The 22,101-nt window shown below is 60.0% G+C and carries 22 protein-coding genes; 20 read left to right on the top strand and 2 right to left on the bottom strand.

All coding sequences use genetic code 11. The features are described from left to right. The first annotated feature begins 38 nt into the window (after window positions 1-38). Genes EJA71_RS01560 through EJA71_RS01545 form a run of 4 tightly spaced genes read left to right on the top strand, consistent with a single transcriptional unit; the run spans window position 39 to window position 4,397 of the window. Window positions 39-509 carry a (2Fe-2S)-binding protein gene (locus tag EJA71_RS01560; protein WP_077574083.1) on the top strand — a complete coding sequence of 157 codons (471 nt, stop codon included), beginning with the start codon at window positions 39-41 and terminating at the stop codon, window positions 507-509. Further along, window positions 506-2,827 carry a xanthine dehydrogenase family protein molybdopterin-binding subunit gene (locus EJA71_RS01555; protein ID WP_158953726.1) on the top strand — a complete coding sequence of 774 codons (2,322 nt, stop codon included), beginning with the start codon at window positions 506-508 and terminating at the stop codon, window positions 2,825-2,827. Before EJA71_RS01560 ends, EJA71_RS01555 begins: the two co-directional genes overlap by 4 nt. After that, window positions 2,827-3,807, top strand: a complete 981-nt coding sequence (locus tag EJA71_RS01550; protein WP_158953724.1) for an XdhC family protein — start codon at window positions 2,827-2,829, stop codon at window positions 3,805-3,807. Before EJA71_RS01555 ends, EJA71_RS01550 begins: the two co-directional genes overlap by 1 nt. Next, complete coding sequence (locus EJA71_RS01545; protein ID WP_158953722.1) at window positions 3,804-4,397, top strand: nucleotidyltransferase family protein; 594 nt, start codon at window positions 3,804-3,806, stop codon at window positions 4,395-4,397. The genes EJA71_RS01550 and EJA71_RS01545 overlap by 4 nt, the downstream gene beginning before the upstream one ends. A gap of 156 nt (window positions 4,398-4,553) precedes the next feature. Here EJA71_RS01545 and rne read toward each other — a convergent pair whose 3' ends face one another. Further along, window positions 4,554-7,772, bottom strand: coding sequence for a ribonuclease E (rne, locus tag EJA71_RS01540; RefSeq protein ID WP_158953720.1), 3,219 nt, complete (start codon window positions 7,770-7,772; stop codon window positions 4,554-4,556). 699 nt (window positions 7,773-8,471) lie between these two features. On the opposite strand from rne, the gene rluC reads away from it, so the two are divergent. From rluC to EJA71_RS01525, 3 genes are read left to right on the top strand one after another with little or no spacing between them, the layout of a single operon-like run. Then, the gene (gene rluC / locus EJA71_RS01535; RefSeq protein ID WP_034155359.1) at window positions 8,472-9,431 is read left to right on the top strand and encodes a 23S rRNA pseudouridine(955/2504/2580) synthase RluC; all 960 of its coding nucleotides are present in this window, start codon (window positions 8,472-8,474) and stop codon (window positions 9,429-9,431) included. Further along, complete coding sequence (locus tag EJA71_RS01530) at window positions 9,418-10,080, top strand: HAD-IA family hydrolase (protein WP_158953718.1); 663 nt, start codon at window positions 9,418-9,420, stop codon at window positions 10,078-10,080. Before rluC ends, EJA71_RS01530 begins: the two co-directional genes overlap by 14 nt. 24 nt (window positions 10,081-10,104) lie before the next feature. After that, on the top strand, window positions 10,105-11,094 hold the full coding sequence (locus EJA71_RS01525; protein ID WP_158953716.1) for a S49 family peptidase: 990 nt from the start codon (window positions 10,105-10,107) through the stop codon (window positions 11,092-11,094). Between the two features lie 86 nt (window positions 11,095-11,180). On the opposite strand, the gene EJA71_RS01520 is transcribed toward EJA71_RS01525, so the two are convergent. Continuing rightward, window positions 11,181-11,759 carry a nucleoside triphosphate pyrophosphatase gene (locus EJA71_RS01520; protein WP_158953714.1) on the bottom strand — a complete coding sequence of 193 codons (579 nt, stop codon included), beginning with the start codon at window positions 11,757-11,759 and terminating at the stop codon, window positions 11,181-11,183. 105 nt (window positions 11,760-11,864) lie between these two features. On the opposite strand from EJA71_RS01520, the gene EJA71_RS01515 reads away from it, so the two are divergent. The 13 genes from EJA71_RS01515 (at window position 11,865) to EJA71_RS01455 (ending at window position 22,042) form a co-directional block, all read left to right on the top strand. Next, window positions 11,865-12,392, top strand: coding sequence for a YceD family protein (locus EJA71_RS01515; protein ID WP_003204262.1), 528 nt, complete (start codon window positions 11,865-11,867; stop codon window positions 12,390-12,392). 13 nt (window positions 12,393-12,405) lie between these two features. Beyond that, on the top strand, window positions 12,406-12,588 hold the full coding sequence (gene rpmF / locus EJA71_RS01510; protein ID WP_003179396.1) for a 50S ribosomal protein L32: 183 nt from the start codon (window positions 12,406-12,408) through the stop codon (window positions 12,586-12,588). 4 nt (window positions 12,589-12,592) lie between these two features. After that, window positions 12,593-13,603 (top strand): phosphate acyltransferase PlsX, encoded by a 1,011-nt coding sequence (plsX, locus tag EJA71_RS01505; RefSeq protein ID WP_158953712.1) that lies wholly within the window; start codon window positions 12,593-12,595, stop codon window positions 13,601-13,603. 123 nt (window positions 13,604-13,726) lie between these two features. After that, window positions 13,727-14,665: an ACP S-malonyltransferase gene (gene fabD / locus EJA71_RS01500; protein ID WP_158953710.1), complete on the top strand. Its 939-nt coding sequence runs from the start codon at window positions 13,727-13,729 to the stop codon at window positions 14,663-14,665. Window positions 14,666-14,681: 16 nt separating this feature from the next. Next, complete coding sequence (fabG, locus tag EJA71_RS01495) at window positions 14,682-15,425, top strand: 3-oxoacyl-ACP reductase FabG (protein ID WP_034155354.1); 744 nt, start codon at window positions 14,682-14,684, stop codon at window positions 15,423-15,425. A 196-nt stretch (window positions 15,426-15,621) separates the two neighbouring features. Beyond that, window positions 15,622-15,858, top strand: a complete 237-nt coding sequence (gene acpP / locus EJA71_RS01490; protein ID WP_003175607.1) for an acyl carrier protein — start codon at window positions 15,622-15,624, stop codon at window positions 15,856-15,858. A 111-nt stretch (window positions 15,859-15,969) separates the two neighbouring features. Then, window positions 15,970-17,214, top strand: a complete 1,245-nt coding sequence (gene fabF / locus EJA71_RS01485; protein ID WP_065257229.1) for a beta-ketoacyl-ACP synthase II — start codon at window positions 15,970-15,972, stop codon at window positions 17,212-17,214. Next, window positions 17,214-18,029: an aminodeoxychorismate lyase gene (pabC, locus tag EJA71_RS01480; RefSeq protein ID WP_158953708.1), complete on the top strand. Its 816-nt coding sequence runs from the start codon at window positions 17,214-17,216 to the stop codon at window positions 18,027-18,029. Before fabF ends, pabC begins: the two co-directional genes overlap by 1 nt. Window positions 18,030-18,032: 3 nt before the next feature. Then, a complete protein-coding gene (gene mltG, locus EJA71_RS01475; RefSeq protein ID WP_158953706.1) occupies window positions 18,033-19,208 on the top strand; it encodes an endolytic transglycosylase MltG in 1,176 nt (391 codons plus the stop codon). 19 nt (window positions 19,209-19,227) lie between these two features. Further along, on the top strand, window positions 19,228-19,860 hold the full coding sequence (gene tmk / locus EJA71_RS01470) for a dTMP kinase (RefSeq protein ID WP_158953704.1): 633 nt from the start codon (window positions 19,228-19,230) through the stop codon (window positions 19,858-19,860). Continuing rightward, window positions 19,853-20,836, top strand: coding sequence for a DNA polymerase III subunit delta' (locus EJA71_RS01465; protein ID WP_158953702.1), 984 nt, complete (start codon window positions 19,853-19,855; stop codon window positions 20,834-20,836). Before tmk ends, EJA71_RS01465 begins: the two co-directional genes overlap by 8 nt. A 42-nt stretch (window positions 20,837-20,878) precedes the next feature. Continuing rightward, the gene (locus tag EJA71_RS01460) at window positions 20,879-21,235 is read left to right on the top strand and encodes a PilZ domain-containing protein (RefSeq protein ID WP_158953700.1); all 357 of its coding nucleotides are present in this window, start codon (window positions 20,879-20,881) and stop codon (window positions 21,233-21,235) included. 15 nt (window positions 21,236-21,250) lie between these two features. Next, the gene (locus EJA71_RS01455; RefSeq protein ID WP_158953697.1) at window positions 21,251-22,042 is read left to right on the top strand and encodes a TatD family hydrolase; all 792 of its coding nucleotides are present in this window, start codon (window positions 21,251-21,253) and stop codon (window positions 22,040-22,042) included. The last annotated feature ends 59 nt before the right edge of the window (window positions 22,043-22,101 follow it).

The following is a 22,101-nucleotide window of genomic DNA, read 5'->3' as shown; positions in this document are numbered from 1 at the left end:
CTCGACCCAATAACCACCAAAAATATGCGGGCGTGCCCATGATTACCCTGAAACTCAATGGCCAAGACCATTCACTTGATGTCACGGAAGACATGCCGCTGCTCTGGGCTATCCGCGACGTTGCCGGCTACAACGGCACCAAATTCGGCTGCGGCATGGGCCTGTGTGGCGCGTGCACCATCCACATCGACGGTTTGCCGGCGCGCAGTTGCATCACGCCGATCGGTTCGGTCGTCGGCCAAAACGTCACCACCATCGACAACCTCCACGCTGATCCGGTCGGGCAAGTCGTTCAGCAAGCCTGGCTCGACACGGCTGTCGCGCAGTGTGGCTTCTGTCAGGGCGGGCAAATCATGTCGGCCACGGCGTTGCTCAAAACCAACCCGAACCCGAGCGATGAGCAGATCGAAGAAGCCATGGTCGGCAACATTTGTCGCTGCGGCACCTATAACCGGATCAAAACCGCTATCCGTCAGGCGTCCACGCATTTGAAGGAGGCGAAAGCATGAGCCGCCTTCCGCATGATTTCGCTCTGAGCAATCTCAGTCGCCGCGGTTTCCTCAAAGGCGTCGGCGCGACGGGCGCCTTGGTGCTGGCCGCGAGTTGGGGCTGGCAGGATGCATTGGCCGACGAGAAGGAAAAGAAATTCGGCGCCGACGGCATGCCCAACGGCTGGATCGATGACCCGAAAGTCTATGTGAGCATTGCCGCCGACGGCACGGTGACGGTGGTATGCAACCGCTCGGAGATGGGCCAGGGCGTGCGCACCAGTCTGACCATGGTGGTTGCCGACGAACTGGACGCCGATTGGGCGCATGTCAAAGTGCAGCAGGCGCCGGGTGATGAAGTGCGTTTCGGTAATCAGGACACCGACGGTTCGCGCAGCATGCGCCACTGGTACGAGCCAATGCGGCGTTGCGGCGCTGCGGCCCGAACGATGCTGGAGCAAGCGGCGGCTGCGCAGTGGAAGGTACCGGTCGGCGAATGCCATGCGCAGTTGCACAAAGTCATCCATAAACCGTCCGGTCGTGAACTGGGCTATGGCGAACTCGCCGCTGCGGCGAGTGCGTTGCCGGTGCCCGCGCGTGACAGTCTGCGCCTCAAGCAGCCATCGGAATTTCGCTACATCGGCAAGGAAGGCACCAAAGCCATCGATGGCGACGACATCGTCAACGGTCGGGCGGTGTACGGCGCCGACGTACATTTTGACGGCATGTTGTACGCGACCATCGCGCGCCCGGCAGTGTACGGCGGCAAGGTCAAATCGCTGGACGACAGCGCGGCGCTGAAAGTCCCCGGCGTGCTCAAAGTGATTCAGATTGAAGGTCGTCCACTGCCTTCGGAGTTTCAGCCACTGGGCGGTGTGGCTGTCGTGGCCAGCAATACCTGGGCAGCGATCAAGGGCCGCGAAGCGTTGAAAATCGAGTGGGACGATGGCCCGAATGCCAGTTACGACTCGATTGCCTACCGCAAGGAACTCGAAGCCGCCTCGCTGAAACCCGGCAAAGTGGTGCGCAACACTGGCGATATCGACAAGGCGTTGAGTGGCGCTGCCAGCACCCTTGAAGCTTCTTACTATCTGCCGCATCTGGCGCAGGCACCGATGGAACCGATGGTCGCCATCGCCCGTTACCAGGACGGGGTTTGCGAGGCCTGGGCGCCGAGTCAGGCGCCGCAAGTCACCCGCGAGCGCATCGCTGAACGTCTTGGTCTGCCGTTCGATAACGTCACCTTTAATGTCACGCTGCTGGGCGGTGGTTTCGGGCGTAAGTCCAAGCCGGATTTCGTCGTCGAGGCGGCGATCCTTGCCAAGGAATTCCCCGGCAAAGCGCTGCGCGTGCAGTGGACGCGTGAAGATGACATCCATAACTCGTATTTCCACACCGTGTCCGCCGAGTATCTGAAGGCAGGCGTCGGCAAGGACGGCATGCCGTCCGGCTGGTTGCATCGCACCGTCGCGCCGAGCATTACCGCGTTGTTCGCGCCGGGCATGAACCATGAAGCCGCTTTCGAGCTGGGCATGGGGTTCACCAACATGGCCTACGCGATTCCCAATGTGCGCCTGGAAAATCCCGAAGCGACCGTGCACACGCGGGTTGGCTGGTATCGCTCGGTGTCGAACATTCCCCATGGTTTCGCCATTCAGAGTTTTGTCGATGAGCTGGCGCACAAGGCCGGCGAGGATCCGCTCAAGTACCAGATCAAACTGCTCGGCCCGGATCGGCAGATCGACCCGCGCACGCTGAGCGAGGAGTGGAACTACGGTGAATCTTCCGAGCGTTATCCGATCGATACCGGACGCATGCGCACCGTGCTGGAAACGGCTGCGAAGGCTGCCGGTTGGGGGCGCGAGCTGCCCAAGGGCCGCGGACTGGGTCTGGCCGTGCATTACAGCTTCGTCACCTACGTGGCGGCGGTGATTGAAGTCGAGGTCAAGGACGATGGTTCGCTGATCGTGCACAAAGCTGATATTGCCGTGGATTGTGGGCCGCAGATCAACCCTGAGCGCATTCGCTCGCAGTTCGAAGGCGCTTGCGTAATGGGGCTCGGCAATGCGGTGCTGGGTGAAATCAGCTTCAAGGACGGCAAGGTCCAGCAGGACAACTTCCATATGTACGAAGTGGCGCGCATGTCGCTGGCACCGAAGGAAGTCGCGGTGCATCTGGTGACGCCACCGGGCGACGTGCCGTTGGGCGGCGTCGGCGAACCGGGCGTGCCGCCGATTGCCCCGGCGCTGTGCAATGCCATCTTCGCGGCCACCGGCAAACGTATTCGCAATCTGCCAGTGCGCTATCAGTTGCAGGGCTGGCAGAAGGCAGGCGCCTGATGGACAGCGTCGATCTCAACGTGCTGCGCAGCGTCCTGGAATGGCGCCGCGCCGGGCAGCGGGTGGTGTTGTTCAGTGTCGTGCAAACCTGGGGCACTGCACCCCGGGCGCCCGGTGCCATGCTGGCGTTGCGTGAGGATGGCGTGGTGATCGGTTCGGTATCGGGCGGCTGCGTCGAGGATGACTTGATCGCCCGTCTGCACGATGGGCGGATCGCCACCGACGGGCCGCCGGTGCAACTGATCACTTACGGCGTTACCCGTGAAGAGGCGGCGCGTTTCGGTTTGCCTTGCGGCGGCACGTTGCGTCTGACCGAAGAGCGGGTTGGCGATCCAGCGTGGGTTGCCGAATTGCTCGCGCGTTGTGAAGCGCACGAGATCGTCGCCCGTGAGCTGAATATTGAAACTGGTGAAGTGTTGCTGTCGCCGGCGAGCAAGTCCGATGCGCTGGCCTTCGACGGCAAAACCCTGCGAGCCATCTACGGCCCGCGTTGGCGATTATTGTTGATCGGCGCGGGACAGTTGTCGCGCTACGTCGCAGACATGGCGCGATTGCTGGATTTCGAGGTGCTGATCTGCGATCCGCGCACCGAATTCGTCTATGGCTGGGAGGAGCATCACGGCCGTTTCGTCTCGGGGATGCCGGACGACGCGGTCTTGAGTATCCAGACCGATGAACGCACTGCGATTGTCGCGTTGACTCACGATCCACGTCTGGATGACATGGCGCTACTGACGGCACTGGATTCGCCAGCCTTCTATGTTGGTGCGCTCGGTTCGCGGGTCAACAGTCAGAAGCGCCGGGAGAATCTGGCTCAGCTAGGCTTGTCAGTACAGGCGATTGATCGCTTGCACGGGCCGATCGGTTTGCACATCGGCAGTCATTCGCCGGCGGAAATTGCTCTGTCATTGCTGGCGGAAATTGTTGCGATCAAGAACGGCGTCGAATTGAAACAGAAGAAAACACTGGAGGACGCATGAGTCGATCCATCGCAGTGATTGTGCTGGCGGCAGGCGAGGGCAGCCGCTTTCGCCAGGTGGCGGGCGCAGACAAGGACAAGTTGCTCGCCGATTGCACCGGGCTGGATGGCGCGGTGCGTTCGGTGATCGAGCAGGTATTGGTGAGTTTGCCGCCTAGTCTTGATAAACGCGTGTTGGTCACGACCGAAGCCCGCCCACAGGCCATGCGCATGGCGCAGGCGTACGGTTGCGATATCGTTTCGATTGACTCGACCGGCATGGGTGACAGCATTGCCGCCGGTGTCGCCGCTTGCCCGGACGCCGATGGCTGGTTGATTGTGCTGGGGGATATGCCGTTTATCTTGCCATCGAGTATTGAGCGCGTGGTCGCGGCCATTGCCGATGATGCGGTGAGCGTGCCGGTGCAGGAAGGCGAGTATGGCCACCCGGTTGGGTTTGGGCGGTCGTTTGGTGTGGAGTTGCAGGCGTTGAGTGGTGATCGCGGGGCGAGGCCATTGTTCAAGCAGGGCAGGGTGATTGAAGTGGCAGTGGATGATCCCGGGGTGTTGTGGGATATCGATGTGCCGGAATCTCTGGTTTTCACGCAATAAGCAAAATCAAAAGATCGTAGCCTTCGGCAGCTCCTACATTTGGAATGCGCTTCCTCTGTAGGAGCTGCCGAAGGCTGCGATCTTTTGATCTTTTAAATGGCATAAAAAAGCCCCGCCAGGTTTTCACCGGGCGGGGCTTTTTAACGGCTTCGGGAATTACACGAGAGGTTTAGGCTCGTGTTCTTTTTCCTCGGCTTCTTGGTGTTGCTCAACCGCGTCCTGAACGGAGCGTGGTGCTTCAGCGATCACCGCTTCGACAACCGCTTCCTCAGCAACCGGGGCAGGAGCTGCCTCGACCATTTCGGTGACCGGGGCAGCAGCGGCAGCCAGTTCGGCTTCCTTCTGCAGGCGCTCTTCTTCACGCTTGCGACGACGCACTTCACGCGGGTCGTTTGGCGCGCGGCCGCTAGGCGTCAGGGCGCTGACCGGAGCCGGTGCTTCAACCACTGGGGCTGGCGCTTCGGCAACAACCGGCGCTTCAACCGCAGGCGCTTCAACCACCGGAGCTTCAACGACTGGCGCTGGAGCAGGTTCGGCAGCCACAACCACTGGCTCGGAAACCATGGCTTGCGGGACTTCAGCTTCAGCAACAGGGGCTGGTGCTTCGGTCACGGTCGGCTCGGCAACCCAGTTGAAAGCGGTCTGCTCTTCGCGAACTTCACGCACGGTTTCGGTCACGGTTTCAGCGACGGTTTCAACCACCGGCTCGGCAACCACAAACGGCGCGGGCTCTACCTGAGGCAGGGTTTCCTGAACCGGTGCCACTTCGACTTCCGGAGCAGCAACCACTTCTACCGGAGTAGTCGCTTCAACAACCGGCGCTTCCACTTCAGGAGTTTCCTGAACGGCTGCGGTGGCGCGTTCAGCTTGCTCGTGGGCTTGGGCTTCGGCCGGAGCGCTGATCACCGTGCTGGCAACGGCTGCGGTCACAGCGAGGCCGGCGGCCAGATCGGCAGTGCTTGGCTCTTCAGCGTTTTCGCCGGCTTCGGATTCTTCCGAACCTTCGATCACGTTGCCGTTGGCATCACGCTGACGCTCACGACGGTTGCTGCGACGACGCTGACCGCGCGAACGACGACGTGGGCGATCGCCTTCGGCGCTCTCCAAACCGTCTTCCGGCAGTTGCTCTTCATTGGTGTTCACTTCTTCTTCAGCGACGGCAGCAGCGGCCTGTTCGGCACGCGGTTGACGCTCTTCACGCGGCGGACGCGGTGCGCGCTCTTCACGTGGCTGACGGGCCGGACGCTCTTCAGCGGTCACGGCAACAGCGGCGGCAGCAACTGGAACGGCGTCCAGTGGCTCGCGCAGTTCACGTACACGCTCTTCACGCTCGCCACGAGGCTTGCGATCTTCACGCGGCGCACGTGGTGCACGTTCTTCACGAGGGGCGCGGGGTGCGCGTTCTTCGCGGGCTGCTGGCGCTTCGGTGCGAGCTTCGCGTGGCTCACGGGCTTCACGCGGTGCGCGCTCTTCGCGCGGCTCACGTGGGGCACGTTCTTCACGAGGTGCACGTTCTTCGCGCGGCTTGCGCTCTTCATCGCGGCGACCGTTACGGTTGCGGCTCTGCTGACGACCGTTGCGACGCTCTTCATTACGGGCCGGACGCTCGGTAGCCGGTTTTTCAACCACGGTCGGAGCGACTGGCTCTTCTTTGGTGGCGAACAGGCTGACCAGTGACTTCACCAAACCTTTGAACAGGCTTGGCTCTGGCGCGGCAACCGGGGCCGGTGCAGCGGCGACTGGTGCGGCGGCTTCGGTCGGAACCGGAGCGTTGGCGCGGGCCGGGGCAGTCTTGACCGCGGCTTCCTGGCGAACCAGGGTGCGGGTCGCAGCGGCTGGCTGGACTTCTTCGACTTCGGCAGCGGCGGCAGCGATTTCGTAGCTGGACTGATTGGTCGCGGCTTCCGGGCTGTCGTCACGCAGACGCTGAACTTCGAAGTGCGGCGTTTCGAGGTGATCATTCGGCAGAATGATGATGCGGGCACGGGTGCGCAGTTCGATCTTGGTGATCGAGTTGCGTTTTTCGTTGAGCAGGAACGCAGCAACCGGGATCGGCACCTGAGCGCGCACTTCGGCAGTGCGGTCTTTCAGGGCTTCTTCTTCGATCAGACGCAGGATGGCCAGCGACAGCGATTCAACGTCACGGATGATGCCGGTGCCGTTGCAACGCGGGCAAACGATGCCGCTGCTTTCGCCCAGGGATGGACGCAGGCGCTGACGGGACATTTCCAGCAGGCCGAAGCGCGAGATGCGGCCGATCTGCACGCGAGCGCGGTCGGCTTCCAGGCATTCGCGGACTTTCTCTTCCACGGCGCGCTGGTTCTTGGCAGGGGTCATGTCGATGAAGTCGATGACGATCAGGCCGCCGATGTCGCGCAGGCGCAACTGACGGGCGATTTCTTCGGCGGCTTCAAGGTTGGTCTGCAGAGCGGTTTCTTCGATGTCGCTGCCTTTGGTGGCGCGCGCCGAGTTGATGTCGATGGACACCAGGGCTTCGGTCGGATCGATAACGATGGAGCCGCCGGAAGGCAGTTCAACGACGCGCTGGAAAGCGGTCTCGATCTGGCTTTCGATCTGGAAACGGTTGAACAGCGGAACGCTGTCTTCGTACAGCTTGATCTTGCTGGCGTACTGCGGCATCACCTGGCGAATGAAGGTCAGGGCTTCGTCCTGGGCTTCAACGCTGTCGATCAGCACTTCGCCGATGTCCTGGCGCAGGTAATCGCGGATGGCGCGGATGATCACGTTGCTTTCCTGGTAGATCAGGAATGGCGCGGAACGATCCAGCGACGCTTCTTTGATGGCGGTCCACAGTTGCAGCAGGTAATCGAGGTCCCACTGCATTTCTTCGCTGCTGCGGCCCAGGCCGGCAGTGCGCACGATCAGACCCATGTCGGCTGGTGCAACCAGGCCGTTCAGCGCTTCACGCAGTTCGTTGCGCTCTTCGCCTTCGATGCGACGGGAGATACCGCCGGCACGCGGGTTGTTCGGCATCAGCACGAGGTAACGACCGGCCAGGCTGATGAAGGTGGTCAGGGCGGCGCCCTTGTTGCCACGTTCTTCTTTTTCGACCTGAACGATGACTTCCTGGCCTTCGCTCAGGACGTCCTTGATGTTGACGCGGCCTTCAGGAGCTTTCTTGAAGTATTCGCGGGAGATTTCTTTGAGGGGCAGGAAGCCGTGGCGCTCGGAGCCGAAATCGACAAAGGCAGCCTCAAGGCTTGGTTCGATGCGAGTGATTCGGCCTTTATAGATGTTGGCCTTTTTCTGCTCGCGTGCACCGGATTCGATGTCCAGGTCGTAGAGGCGTTGGCCATCTACCAGTGCAACACGCAACTCTTCGGGTTGAGTTGCGTTAATCAGCATTCTTTTCATGTAGTACCGTCGGTTTCCGGGCTGCCGGAAACGGCGTTCGGCACACACGACTTCTCACGGTCGGTGTCAGGTGCGTCGGGAGTGGTTGGCCATTCCCGTGTCCAGCGATGTGCGACCAATTGGGCCGATATCGCGACGTACGCGTCCTGCTTGCTGTGGCTACTTAAGCACTCAGTCAGGAGGAGGAATCAACCAGCGGCTGTGGACGAGATGAAGCGTCTTGATAAAGCCTATTGCTACACAGTCCAGCGGTTGTGCATCTCCACCCTACACGTATCCCTGATAATTCGGGTGCTGCCGCGCGCAGAATCCGCAGCGGGTTGGCATTTACCGTGAGCTCCGAAAGGGGAGGTCACGCATCATGGCTAATTCAGGCGTTGTTTCCGAAGCATTCGCTCGGGGTCATCTGCAGCTGACTGCACTTTGTGAACTGGCCTTGAATGTGTGCCTGTCAGGCGAGTAAAAACTCTGCTCGACGGTGTAATTCAGGCCTCATGTCACCTGCGCTTGTTACAACTGCAAACTCCACCGTTACGTAGCGAAAGCCCCGTAGGACGGCCTCGCGTCCTGGTGAATTGCGTTGGTCAGGGCCGGTTTTTGACCGTGGTTCCGCTGTCCAGGCCGCTTTTGGCGGCGTTCGCGACTATAGCAGCAATGATTAAGTGCTTCAATTCCATAAAAATTGTTATCATCCGCGGCATGACAACTACTGCCCCTTCGACTCCAGGCGTTCAATTGCTTGAAGTCTCGCCGGAGTATGCCGGCCAACGAATCGACAACTTTCTCCTCGCCCGGCTCAAAGGCGTGCCCAAGACCTTGATTTACCGCATTTTGCGCAAAGGCGAAGTACGCGTGAACAAAGGTCGGATCAAGCCCGAATACAAGCTGCAGGCCGGCGATATCGTGCGCGTGCCGCCGGTTCGCGTGCCTGAGCGTGACGAGCCGGTGCCGTTGGCACAAGGCCTGTTGCAGCGCCTGGAAGCTTCGATTGTCTTCGAAGACAAAGCCCTGATCGTGATCAACAAGCCCGCTGGTATTGCGGTTCACGGTGGCAGCGGCTTGAATTTTGGCGTGATCGAAGCCTTTCGTCAGTTGCGTCCCGATGCCAAAGAACTGGAACTGGTTCACCGTCTCGACCGTGACACCTCCGGCCTACTGATGATCGCGAAAAAGCGCAGCATGTTGCGTCATCTGCACGAGCAATTGCGCGGCGATGGCGTCGACAAGCGCTACATGGCGCTGGTGCGCGGCAACTGGGCGACCTCGATCAAGAAAGTCAGTGCGCCGTTGCTCAAGAGCAATCTGCGTTCCGGCGAGCGCATGGTCGAAGTCAACGATGAAGGCAAAGAAGCCCTGACCATGTTCAAAGTGCTACGCCGCTTCGGCGACTTTGCCACCATGGTCGAGGCTAAACCGGTGACCGGTCGTACCCACCAGATTCGCGTGCACACCTTGCATGCAGGCCATTGCATTGCGGGTGACAGCAAGTACGGCGATGAGGATTTCACCAAGGAAATTCGCGATCTGGGCGGCAAGCGCCTGTTCCTGCACGCTTACATGCTGACCGTGCCGCTGCCTGATGGCGGCAAGCTGACCTTGCAGGCGCCGGTCGATGAAATGTGGGCCAAGACCGTGGAGCGATTGAGTGCGCCCATCTGATTACAAACTGCTGATTTTCGATTGGGACGGCACGCTGGCCGACTCCATTCACCGGATCGTCGAGGCGATGCACTCGGCGTCCGGGCGTTCGGGTTTCGAGTTGCGCGATGATTTTGCCGTCAAGGGCATCATTGGTCTCGGCTTGCCCGAGGCGATTCGCACGCTTTATCCCGAAATCAGCGACGCTGAAATGACCTTGTTTCGCGAGTATTACGCCGATCACTACATCGCCGCAGAGGCCGTTCCTTCGCCGTTGTTCGAAGGCGTTGTCGAGTCGATGGCGTCCTTTCGCGAGCAGGGCTATCACCTCGCTGTCGCCACCGGCAAGAATCGTCGCGGACTGGATCGAGTGCTCAAGGCCAATGGCTGGGAAGCGTATTTCGATATCACCCGCGCTGCCGATGAAACTGCCAGCAAACCACACCCTCTGATGCTTGAGCAGATCCTTGCGCATTGTGGCGTGCGGGCGGAGCAGGCGCTGATGGTTGGCGATTCTTCTTTTGATCTGCTGATGGCACGTAACGCGGGGATGGATTCGGTGGCGGTCAGTTATGGCGCGCAATCGATCGAATCGTTGCAGCAGTTCGAGCCTCGCCTGTCGATCGACCGTTTTTCCGAATTGCATGCCTGGCTGGGGCAGCGGGCTTAATACGTTTTATCTGGGGTGGATGGCATGACCGACGAATGGAAAGCACCGGCCAAGGCAAGTGCCGACGACGGTGATCAGAAAAGCTGGAAGCTGTTGGAAAAGACCTTGCTCGCCGGTGTTCAGGAGCAGCGTCGCTCACGGCGTTGGGGGATTTTCTTCAAGCTGCTGACGTTTGTTTATCTGTTTGTGGCATTGATCCTGTTCACGCCGCTGATGGACATGGAGAAGAGCGCCACGCGCAGCGACAACTACACAGCGTTGATCGATGTCACTGGCATGATCGCCGACAAAGAGTCGGCCAGTGCCGATAATATTGTCGGCAGTCTGCGCGCAGCGTTCGAGGACAAAAAGGTCAAGGGCGTCATCCTGCGCATCAACAGCCCTGGCGGCAGTCCGGTGCAGTCGGGGTATGTCTATGACGAGATCAGGCGCTTGCGTGGCCTGCATCCGGATACCAAGCTGTACGCGGTGATCTCCGATCTCGGTGCGTCCGGTGCCTATTACATCGCCAGTGCGGCGGATCAGATCTATGCCGACAAGGCGAGTCTGGTTGGCTCCATCGGTGTGACGGCGGCGGGTTACGGCTTTGTCGGCACCATGGAAAAACTTGGCGTTGAGCGTCGCACGTACACTTCGGGCGAGCACAAGTCGTTCCTCGATCCGTTCCAGCCGCAGAAGCCCGAAGAGACGGCGTTCTGGCAGAGCGTGCTCGACACGACGCACAAGCAGTTCATCAACAGCGTCAAGCAGGGGCGTGGCGATCGCCTGAAAGACAAAGAACATCCGGAGCTGTTCTCTGGGTTGGTCTGGTCCGGTGAGCAGGCGTTGCCGCTGGGCTTGATCGACGGGCTGGGCAACGCCAGTTCGGTAGCGCGTGACGTGATTGGCGAGAAAGAGCTGGTGGACTTCACCGTTCAGGAATCGCCGTTTGATCGCTTCTCGAAAAAGCTCGGTGCCAGCGTGGCTGAGCAGTTGGCGATGTGGATGGGTTTCCACGGGCCTTCGTTGCGTTAAATTGTCGTAAAGATCGAAAGATCGCAGCCTGCGGCAGCTCCTACAGAGATCGATGTGGGAGCTGTCGCAGGCTGCGATCTTTTGCTTTACGGGATCTGCACACCTTCGATCAGCAGCATGTCGATCAGGCGAATCAGGGGCAAACCGATCAGGCTGGTGGCGTCAGGGCCTTCGGTGGACTGAAACAGGCTCACGCCGAGGCCTTCGGCCTTGAAGCTGCCAGCGCAGTCATACGGCTGCTCGATGCGCAGGTAGCGCTCTATGCGCGCTTGATCGAGTTGGCGCATGTGCACGGTAAACGGCACGCAATCGACCTGGCACTCGCCGGTCTGGCTGTTGAGCAGCGCCAGGCCGGTCAGAAAGCTCACGCTGGCCCCGCTGGCCGCCATTAATTGCTCGCGGGCCTTCTCGAAGGTGTGCGGCTTGCCGACGATCTGCTCGCCGAGCACGGCAACCTGATCCGAGCCGATGATCAGATGGGCGGGGTAGCTGTCGGCCAGAGCCCGGGCTTTTTGCTCGGCAAGGCGCTTGACCAGTTCGATGGCTGACTCGCCGGGACGATGACTTTCATCGATGTCCGGTGAGCTGCAGACGAACGGCAGGTGCAGGCGGGCGAGCAATTCCCGACGATAGGTCGAGCTTGAAGCGAGTAATAAAGGCAGCATTCGCGTCTCCTGAGGCAGGTGCAGATTCTAGCGGAGGCACGCAAGTGACGGACAGGGCACAATTTCCTTTGACATGGGTGGGTGCATCCCTATAATGCTGCGCCTATGTTGAATGACCCGATTCCACCTCACGTTGACCCGCGCAAATTGGCTGACCGTGGCACCACCCTTCAAGGTGAACTGCTGCTGGCCGATTTGAAGAGACTCTGCGACCCGCTTTCCGACGATGTCGGTACGGTGCAGGCGAAATTCGTTTTTGAACGAGATGAACGTAAATCTGTGGTGATCCACAGCTTTATCGACACCGAAGTCAAAATGGTTTGCCAGCGTTGTCTTGAGCTGGTCACCCTGCCGATCCACAGCGAATGCAGTTATGCTGTGGTGAAAGAGGGTGCGAATACCCAGTCGTTGCCGAAAGGTTATGACGTGCTGGAACTGGGCGAAGATCCATTGGATCTGCAGTCACTGATCGAGGAGGAGCTTTTGCTCGCCTTGCCCATTGTGCCTGCTCATCATCCGGAAGAATGCCAGCAGCCGGCGGGAGCAGATGAGCCCGAACCGAGCGAGGACGAGGTAACGCGGTCCAACCCGTTCAGTGTATTGGCGCAGTTAAAGCGTGACCCAAACGTTTAGGAGTTAATCAATTATGGCTGTTCAGCAGAACAAAAAATCCCGCTCTGCCCGTGACATGCGCCGTTCGCACGACGCTCTCGAGGCTAGCACCCTGTCTGTAGAAAAAACCACTGGTGAAGTTCACCTGCGTCACCACGTATCGCCAGAAGGCGTATACCGTGGCCGTAAAGTGATCGACAAGGGCGCTGACGAGTAATCACTTGTCCGCTCAAGTCATCGCGATTGACGCAATGGGCGGGGACTTCGGTCCCCGCAGCATTGTTCAGGCCAGTCTTGCTTGTCTGTCTGCTACGCCCTCGCTGCATCTGACCCTTGTCGGTCAACCCTCCCTTCTTGAAGAATTGATCCACGGCCAATCGGCTGCCGATCGCGCGCGCCTGACGATTGTTGCGGCCAGCGAAGTCATCACCATGGACGAAAAACCGACCCAGGCCTTGCGTGGCAAGCCGGACTCGTCGATGCGTGTCGCCCTCGAACGGGTGCGTGATGGCAAGGCTCAAGCCTGTGTCAGTGCCGGTAATACCGGTGCGTTGATGGCGCTGTCGCGATTTGTGCTGAAGACGCTGCCGGGCATTGATCGTCCGGCGATGGTAGCCGCGATTCCGACGCAGAAGGGCTTTTGCCAGTTGCTCGATCTGGGCGCCAATGTCGATTGCAGTGCCGAGCATTTGCTGCAGTTTGCGGTGATGGGTTCGGTGGCGGCGCAGACGCTGGGGATCAATCGTCCGCGCGTAGCGCTGCTGAATATCGGCACCGAAGACATCAAGGGCAATCAGCAGGTCAAACTCGCGGCGACACTGTTGCAGGCTGCTCGCGGCATCAACTACATCGGCTTCATTGAGGGCGACGGGTTGTATCGCGGCGAGGCGGATGTCGTGGTGTGCGACGGTTTCGTCGGCAACATCCTGCTCAAGTCCAGCGAGGGCCTGGCAACCATGATTGCTGCGCGCATCGAAGCGCTGTTCAAAAAGAATCTGGCCTCGCGTGCGGTGGGTGCTTTGGCGCTGCCACTGATGAAGCGCTTGCAGGCGGATCTGGCGCCGGCGCGACATAATGGCGCAAGCTTCCTTGGTTTGCAGGGTATCGTCGTGAAAAGTCACGGTTCGGCCGGGGTTCAGGGCTTTCAGAGTGCGATTCAGCGGGCGCTGATCGAGATTCAGGAGAACTTGCCCGAGCGCCTTCACGGTCGTCTGGAGGATCTGTTGTCTTAGGCGTTTTCGTCGGACAATGCTTAAATGTGACCGCCCGGTTCAAAGGGCCATCCAAACTGTCAGTTTCTTGCGTCCCAAGCGGGACGTCATTTTCCGACGACAAGATCATTAGGGGCTTGTTACATGTCTGCTTCCCTCGCATTCGTCTTTCCAGGACAGGGTTCGCAGTCCCTCGGCATGCTGGCCGAGCTGGGCGCGGAATATCCGTTGATCCTCGAAACTTTCAAAGAAGCCTCTGAGGCTCTGGGCTATGACCTGTGGGCACTGACCCAGCAGGGTCCGGAAGAGCTGCTCAATCAAACCGACAAAACCCAACCGGCCATTCTGACCGCATCGATCGCCCTGTGGCGTCTGTGGCTGGCTGAAGGTGGCGCGCGTCCGGCCTTTGTGGCCGGTCACAGCCTGGGCGAATACAGCGCGCTGGTTGCCGCTGGCAGTCTGACGCTGGCTGACGCGGTGAAGCTGGTTGAGCGCCGTGGTCAACTGATGCAGGAAGCGGTTCCAGCCGGGCAGGGCGGCATGGCTGCCATCCTCGGTCTGGAAGATGCTGACGTGCTCGCAGCCTGCGCGGAAGCCGCGCAAGGCGAAGTGGTCAGTGCTGTCAACTTCAACTCGCCGGGCCAGGTCGTGATCGCCGGCGCCAAGGCTGCCGTTGAGCGTGCCATCGACGGCTGCAAGGCGCGTGGCGCCAAGCGTGCCATGCCGCTGCCGGTGAGCGTGCCGTCGCACTGCGAACTGATGCGCCCGGCTGCCGAGCGTTTTGCCGAATCCGTCGCCGCCATCGACTGGCAGGCGCCGCAGATCCCGGTGGTACAGAACGTCAGCGCGCAAGTGCCGGCCGATCTGGAAACCCTCAAGCGTGATCTGCTCGAGCAACTGTACAAGCCAGTGCGCTGGGTCGAGTCGGTACAGACGTTGGCCGCCAAAGGCGCGACGAATCTGGTCGAATGCGGCCCGGGCAAAGTCCTGGCCGGTCTGAACAAACGTTGCGCCGAAGGCGTGGCGACTTCCAACCTCAATACCCCAGACGCTTTCGCTGCCGCTCGTGCAGCGCAAGCCTGAATCAGGAGAAACTTGCATGAGTCTGCAAGGTAAAGTTGCACTGGTTACCGGTGCAAGCCGCGGCATTGGCCAGGCCATCGCACTGGAACTGGGTCGTCAGGGCGCCATCGTTATTGGCACCGCGACTTCCGCTTCGGGCGCTGAGCGCATTGCCGCGACCCTGAAGGAAAATGGTATTCAGGGCGCAGGTTTCGAACTTAACGTCACCAGCGATGAATCGGTCAGCGCTGTGCTGGCAGGTATTCAGGAGCAGTTTGGTGCGCCAGTGGCGATCCTGGTCAATAATGCCGGTATCACCCGCGATAACCTGATGATGCGCATGAAAGACGACGAGTGGTACGACGTGATCGATACCAATCTGAACAGTCTGTATCGCCTGTCCAAGGGCGTTCTGCGCGGCATGACCAAGGCGCGTTGGGGTCGAATTATCAGTATTGGCTCGGTGGTGGGTGCCATGGGCAACGCTGGCCAAGTAAACTATGCAGCCGCCAAGGCCGGTCTGGAAGGTTTCAGCCGTGCGATGGCGCGTGAAGTCGGTTCGCGTTCGATTACGGTCAACTCGGTAACCCCAGGGTTTATCGACACCGATATGACACGTGAACTGCCTGAAGCACAGCGTGAAGCCTTGCAGACGCAGATTCCGCTGGGTCGTCTGGGACAAGCTCAAGAGATCGCGTCCGTGGTCGCTTTTCTTGCATCCGACGGTGCGGCATACGTCACTGGGGCTACAATCCCGGTGAACGGTGGGATGTACATGTAAGTAAAATGTGACGGATTGCTTCAAAAAAATGTCATACGAGCTGTCTAAAATCCGTTATAAAGCTGCAATCTATTTATAGGCAGAGGGTCGCAGGGTTTGAGGAGTGAAGCTTTCAGTTGAAAAGCTGAAAAGTCTTTCTATACACTTACCCACTGGCCAGCTGCCTGAATTTGTCCATTAGGAGTGAAAACAAGGTATGAGCACCATCGAAGAGCGCGTCAAGAAAATCGTTGCCGAGCAACTGGGTGTTAAAGAAGAAGAAGTGGTTAACACTGCTTCCTTCGTAGAAGACCTGGGTGCCGACTCCCTTGACACCGTTGAGCTGGTGATGGCTCTGGAAGAGGAATTCGAGACCGAAATCCCTGACGAAGAAGCTGAAAAGATCACTACTGTACAAGCTGCAATCGACTACGTTACTAGCCACCAGGCGTAATAGTTTGTAATCGTTGTTTGCTGTCATGGAAAAACCGCACTGCCATCATGGCGTGCGGTTTTTTCTTTAGGCCTGATGCAAAGTCGTCGTCATTTGAAAAAGGAGAGTGCTGTGTCGCGTAGACGCGTCGTAGTCACCGGTATGGGTATGTTGTCGCCACTGGGCACGGATGTGCCGAGCAGTTGGCAGGGCATTCTGGCTGGCCGCAGTGGCATTGGTCTGATCGAACACACCGACCTTTCTGCCTATTCCACCCGCTTTGGCGGCTCGGTAAAGGGCTTCAATGTCGAGGAATACCTGTCGGTCAAGGAAGCGCGCAAGCTCGACCTGTTCATTCAGTATGGCCTCGCAGCAGGCTTTCAGGCCGTGCGCAACGCAGGGCTCGAAGTCACCGACGCCAACCGTGAGCGCATTGGCGTGGCCATGGGTTCGGGCATTGGCGGTCTGACCAACATCGAAGAAACCAGCCGTACCCTGCATGAGACGGGCCCGCGTCGAATCTCGCCATTCTTCGTGCCAGGCTCGATCATCAATATGATTTCCGGTTTCCTGTCCATCCATCTGGGCGCACAGGGGCCTAACTACGCCATCGCCACTGCATGCACCACCGGTACGCACTGCATCGGCATGGCGGCGCGCAACATCATGTACGACGAAGCCGATGTGATGATTGCCGGCGGTGCCGAAATGGCTGCATGCGGCCTGGGCATGGGCGGCTTCGGCGCGTCCCGTGCGCTGTCGACCCGCAACGATGAACCGACTCGCGCCAGCCGTCCATGGGACAAGGGCCGTGACGGTTTCGTCCTGTCTGACGGTGCCGGTGCACTGGTTCTCGAAGAGCTGGAACACGCCAAGGCACGTGGCGCCACCATTTACGCCGAGCTGATCGGGTTCGGCACCAGTGGCGATGCGTTCCACATGACCTCGCCACCGGCCGACGGCGCCGGTGCCGCGCGCTGCATCACCAATGCGCTGCGCGATGCGAAGATCAACATCGATCAAGTGCAATACATCAACGCCCACGGCACCTCGACTCCAGCCGGCGACCTCGCCGAAGCCAATGCGATCAAGTCGGTGTTCGGTGATCACGCCTACAAACTGGCGGTCAGCTCGACCAAGTCAATGACCGGTCACTTGCTGGGTGCTGCGGGTGCGGTCGAAGCAATCTTCAGCGTACTGGCAATCAACAGCCAGGTTGCGCCGCCGACCATCAACCTTGATGAACCGGACGAAGGCTGCGATCTCGATTTCGTGCCGCACACCGCGCGCAACATGGACATCGATGTCGTGCTGTCCAACTCCTTCGGTTTCGGTGGCACCAACGGCACCCTGGCGTTCCGTCGGTTCGCAGGCTGATGGACTGCTGGGTCGACGGTCAACCGGCTGACAGTCTGTCGCTGAAAGATCGCGGCCTGGCTTACGGCGACGGTCTGTTCGAGACCTTCGCTGTGCGCAATGGTCAACCGATCCTGCTGGATCGGCATCTGGCGCGACTGGCCGAGGGCTGTGTCCGTCTGGCCATCGCAGCGGATATTCAATTGATTCGCCAAGAGCTGCTGAGTTACGCGGCGGCGATGGGTGAGGGCGTGCTCAAGCTCATCCTCACCCGTGGCGACGGTTTGCGCGGTTACGCGCCCGATCCGGCGGCGCCGGGTCGACGCGTTCTGCAAGGCAATCCTCCTTCGGCTTATCCCGCTGCCCATGCTGAACAAGGCGTTCGCCTGTTCCCGTGCAGCACCCGCCTGGCCAAGCAACCGTTACTCGCCGGACTCAAACACCTCAATCGCCTTGAACAGGTGCTCGCCCGTGCCGAATGGCAGGACAGCGAGCACGCCGAAGGCTTGATGCTCGATCAGGCCGGTCGAGTCGTCGAAGGGGTGTTCAGCAATATTTTCCTGGTGCGTGATGGTGTGTTGATCACGCCGGATCTGAAGCGCTGCGGCGTGGCTGGCGTGATGCGTGCCGAAATATTGTTTCAGGCCGAGTCATTGGCCATCCCCACGCAAATCGCCGACATCAGCCTCGAACAGCTGCAATGGGCCGACGAAGTCTTTATCTGCAACAGCGTTTATGGCGTCTGGCCGGTACGCGCCTACGCTGCACTGAGCTGGCCGGTTGGCCCGCTCACCCGTAAACTGCAAACCATTGCCCGCGCCCTACTGGATGCCTGATTAGTGAGACGTAAACTTTTGCTGCTGCTGGAAACCGGACTGGTTCTGGCAGGGCTGTTGCTGGGCGCTAGCGCCTGGAAGATTCACTCCGCACTGGAGCAGCCCCTGAACATCACGCAGGAAGAGCTGCTGGATGTACCGAAGGGCTCGACACCGACCCGTACTTTCCTCGGACTCGAAACCGATGGCGTCATCAAGGACGCGTTCTGGTTGCGGGTCTATTGGCGCTTCAACCTCGCCGGTACTCCGATCCACAGCGGCGAATACCGCATGCAGCCGGGCATGACCGTCAATGGTCTGATCGACTTGTGGAAGCGTGGCGACGTGGTGCAGTACAGCGTGACGCTGGTCGAGGGCTGGAACTTCCATCAAGTGCGCGCCGCATTGGCCAAAGACGAGAAGATCGAACAGACCCTGAACGGCCTGAGCGACAGCGACGTCATGGCGAAGATTGGCCATAAAGGTCTGTTCCCTGAAGGGCGTTTCTTCCCCGATACCTACCGCTTCGTGCGCGGCATGTCCGATGCCGAACTGCTGAAGAAAGCCTTTGATCGCCTCGACGAAGTCCTTGCGAAAGAGTGGGAAAGCCGTTCTGCCGACGTGCCGTATACCGAACCCTATCAAGCGCTGATCATGGCTTCGCTGGTCGAGAAAGAAACCGGCGTGCCACAGGAGCGCGGGCAGATTGCTGGCGTTTTCGTGCGTCGAATGGCCTTGGGCATGCAGTTGCAGACCGATCCGACGGTCATCTATGGTCTGGGCGATCGCTACACCGGCAAGTTGACCCGCGCGCACTTGAAAGAGCCGACTGCCTATAACACGTACGTGATTCCAGGCCTGCCGCCGACACCGATTGCGATGGTCGGGCGTGAAGCGATTCATGCGGCGCTGAATCCGGTCGAAGGCACGAGCCTGTATTTCGTTGCCCGTGGCGACGGCAGCCATGTGTTCTCCGATGATCTGGACGCACATAACAATGCGGTGCGTGAGTACCAGCTCAAGCGCCGGGCGGATTACCGTTCCAGCCCCGCGCCGGCGGTGACTCCGGAAGCGGCTCCAGCCGCGGAAGAGGCGATACCCGCAGCGTCGCCGAATACGGCACCGGAAGCGCTGCCGCAAGTTCCAGCTCCGGAACCCGCGCCGGCCCCGGAAACGGCCGCACCACAAAACGCGCAATGACTTTGATTAAGGACTGCCTGTGACTGGCTTGTTTATCACTCTGGAAGGCCCGGAAGGCGCCGGCAAAAGCACCAACCGCGAATACCTCGCCGAGCGCCTGCGCGCCGCCGGTATCGAAGTGGTGCTGACCCGCGAGCCCGGCGGCACGCCGTTGGCCGAGCGGATCCGCGACGTGCTGCTGGCCCCGGCCGATGAAGTCATGAATCCGGATGCCGAGTTGTTGCTGGTATTCGCCGCGCGCGCCCAGCACCTGGCCGAAGTGATTCGCCCGGCGCTGGCCCGTGGCGCGGTGGTGCTGTGTGATCGCTTTACCGATTCGACTTACGCCTATCAGGGCGGTGGTCGCGGCTTGTCGCTGGAGCGCATCGCCACGCTGGAAAACTTCGTGCAGGGCGATCTGCGCCCGGACCTGACGCTGATTTTCGATCTGCCGGTGGAAATTGGTTTGGCCCGTGCCAGCGCCCGTGGTCGTCTGGATCGTTTCGAGCTGGAAGGCCGGGCGTTTTTCGAGGCCGTACGCAATGCGTTTCTCAAGCGCGCTGAAGCCGATCCAGCGCGCTATGTGCGCATCGATGCCGGTCAGCCTTTGGCCAAGGTTCAGCAATCGCTGGATACGCTGATTCCGAACTTGCTGGAGTTGGCCCGTGGCTGAGGCCTATCCGTGGCAAGACAGCCTCTGGCAGCAACTGGCCGGGCGTAAGCAGCACGCACACGCCTATCTGCTGCATGGCCCCGCCGGGATCGGCAAGCGCGCACTGGCCGAGCGTCTGATGGCCAGCCTGTTGTGCCAGCGTCCGACGCCAGATGCATGCGGCGAGTGCAAATCCTGCCTGCTGCTCAAGGCCGGCAGTCACCCGGATAACTACATCCTCGAACCGGAAGAAGCCGACAAGGCGATCAAGGTCGATCAGGTGCGTGATCTGGTCAGTTTCGTGGTGCAGACCGCGCAACTGGGCGGGCGCAAAGTGGTGCTGATCGAGCCGGTCGAGTCGATGAACATCAACGCGGCCAACGCCTTGCTGAAAAGCCTGGAAGAGCCGTCCGGCGATACCGTGCTGCTGTTGGTCAGCCACCAGACCAGCCGTTTGCTGCCGACGATCAAGAGTCGTTGCGTGCAGCAGGCCTGTCCGTTGCCGAGCGAAGCGATGAGCCTGCAATGGCTGGCGCAGGCGCTGCCGGACTGTTCCGAAGACGAGCGCGTCGAATTGCTGACGCTGGCCGCCGGCTCGCCGTTGATGGCGGTCAGTCTTCAATCCCAGGGCGTGCGTGAACAGCGCGCGCAGGTGGTCGAAGGGGTGAAGAAGTTGCTCAAGCAGCAGCAATCGCCGACGCAATTGGCCGAGGAATGGAAAAGCATTCCGATGCTGCGACTGTTCGACTGGTTCTGTGACTGGTCGAGCCTGATCCTGCGCTATCAACTGACTCAGGATGAGGCTGGCCTCGGTCTGAGCGATATGCGCAAGGTTGTGCAGTATCTGGCGCAGAAAAGTGCGCAGGGCAAAGTCCTTGATATTCAGGACTGGATTCTCGCCCAGCGGCAGAAGGTCATGAGCAAAGCCAACCTTAATCCGGCGTTGCTGCTGGAAGCGTTGTTGGTGCAATGGGCGGGTTTGCCTGGCCAAAGATAACAATGTGTACCTAGACTCTGAAGATCAGCAGTGGAGGTCAACATGAATGAACCGATCAGCCCGGGGCCGCGCAACGGCATCCTGTCCCTGACCATCAAGGACAAGTCGGTGCTGTATGCCGCCTACATGCCGTTCATCAAGAACGGTGGCCTGTTCATCCCGACCAACAAGAGCTACAAGTTGGGTGACGAGGTGTTCATGCTGCTGCATCTGATGGACGAGGCGGAGAAGATCCCGGTCGCCGGCAAAGTCACCTGGATCACGCCCAAAGGTGCGCAAGGCAACCGCGCCGCCGGTGTCGGCGTGCAGTTCAACGACGGCGACAACACCGCGCGCAGTCGCATCGAAACCCATCTGGCCGGAGCCCTGAAGTCCGACCGTCCCACTCATACGATGTAAGTAGCCGTCTTTTTTATGCTCGTAGATTCCCATTGTCACCTTGATCGCCTCGACCTCGCCGCCCATGACGGCTCGCTGGATGCCGCACTTGATGCGGCACGCGAGCGCGGAGTAGGGCACTTTCTGTGCATTGGCGTGAGTGCCGATAACGCTGCCGACGTCAAAGCCCTGGCTGAGCGTTACGACGATGTCGATTGCTCGGTCGGCGTGCATCCTCTCGACGTGCAACCGGGCGCCGCTCCAGCGCTGGATTGGCTGCTACAAGAACTCAATCACCCGAAAGTGGTGGCGATCGGTGAAACCGGTCTGGACTATCACTACGAGCCGGAAGCGGCCGAGTTGCAGCAGGAGTCTTTCCGCCTGCATCTGCAAGCCGCGCAGCAAACCGGCAAACCGGTGATCATCCACACCCGTGGCGCGCGGGCCGACACCCTCGAACTGCTGCGCGAAGCGGCGTTGCCGCAGGCCGGTGTGCTGCATTGCTTCACCGAAGACTGGGACATGGCCAAGGCTGCGCTGGACATGGGCTATTACATTTCTTTGTCGGGTATTGTCACGTTCCGCAATGCGGATGCGCTGCGCGATGTCGCGAGCAAAGTCCCGGCAGATCGCCTGCTGGTGGAAACCGATTCGCCGTATCTGGCGCCGATCCCCTATCGCGGCAAGCCGAACCTGCCGCAGTACGTGCGCGAAGTGGCGGAATTCCTGGCGATGCTGCGCGGTGAAAACTACGAGCGGTTTGCCGAACAGACCACCGAGAACTTCAAACGCCTGTTCCCGCTGGCTTCGGTCAAATCTGCCCTTTAGGAGCTGCCGCAGGCTGCGATCTTTTGATCTAAAAAAAGCCAGATCAAAAGATCGCAGCC

It is taken from the genome of Pseudomonas sp. PB106 (assembly GCF_009764645.1).
Lineage (GTDB): Bacteria > Pseudomonadota > Gammaproteobacteria > Pseudomonadales > Pseudomonadaceae > Aquipseudomonas.
This window is presented reverse-complemented; position numbering and strand designations above follow the sequence as displayed.

Bases quoted from the DNA above. Each gene is read 5' to 3' on its own strand.
- EJA71_RS01560 (WP_077574083.1), top strand. From the start codon at position 39: ATGATTACCCTGAAACTCAATGGCCAAGACCATTCACTTGATGTCACG.
- EJA71_RS01555 (WP_158953726.1), top strand. From the start codon at position 506: ATGAGCCGCCTTCCGCATGATTTCGCTCTGAGCAATCTCAGTCGCCGC.
- EJA71_RS01550 (WP_158953724.1), top strand. From the start codon at position 2,827: ATGGACAGCGTCGATCTCAACGTGCTGCGCAGCGTCCTGGAATGGCGC.
- EJA71_RS01545 (WP_158953722.1), top strand. From the start codon at position 3,804: ATGAGTCGATCCATCGCAGTGATTGTGCTGGCGGCAGGCGAGGGCAGC.
- rne (WP_158953720.1), bottom strand. From the start codon at position 7,772: ATGAAAAGAATGCTGATTAACGCAACTCAACCCGAAGAGTTGCGTGTT.
- rluC (WP_034155359.1), top strand. From the start codon at position 8,472: ATGACAACTACTGCCCCTTCGACTCCAGGCGTTCAATTGCTTGAAGTC.
- EJA71_RS01525 (WP_158953716.1), top strand. From the start codon at position 10,105: ATGACCGACGAATGGAAAGCACCGGCCAAGGCAAGTGCCGACGACGGT.
- EJA71_RS01520 (WP_158953714.1), bottom strand. From the start codon at position 11,759: ATGCTGCCTTTATTACTCGCTTCAAGCTCGACCTATCGTCGGGAATTG.
- EJA71_RS01515 (WP_003204262.1), top strand. From the start codon at position 11,865: ATGTTGAATGACCCGATTCCACCTCACGTTGACCCGCGCAAATTGGCT.
- rpmF (WP_003179396.1), top strand. From the start codon at position 12,406: ATGGCTGTTCAGCAGAACAAAAAATCCCGCTCTGCCCGTGACATGCGC.
- fabD (WP_158953710.1), top strand. From the start codon at position 13,727: ATGTCTGCTTCCCTCGCATTCGTCTTTCCAGGACAGGGTTCGCAGTCC.
- fabG (WP_034155354.1), top strand. From the start codon at position 14,682: ATGAGTCTGCAAGGTAAAGTTGCACTGGTTACCGGTGCAAGCCGCGGC.
- acpP (WP_003175607.1), top strand. From the start codon at position 15,622: ATGAGCACCATCGAAGAGCGCGTCAAGAAAATCGTTGCCGAGCAACTG.
- pabC (WP_158953708.1), top strand. From the start codon at position 17,214: ATGGACTGCTGGGTCGACGGTCAACCGGCTGACAGTCTGTCGCTGAAA.
- EJA71_RS01460 (WP_158953700.1), top strand. From the start codon at position 20,879: ATGAATGAACCGATCAGCCCGGGGCCGCGCAACGGCATCCTGTCCCTG.
- EJA71_RS01455 (WP_158953697.1), top strand. From the start codon at position 21,251: ATGCTCGTAGATTCCCATTGTCACCTTGATCGCCTCGACCTCGCCGCC.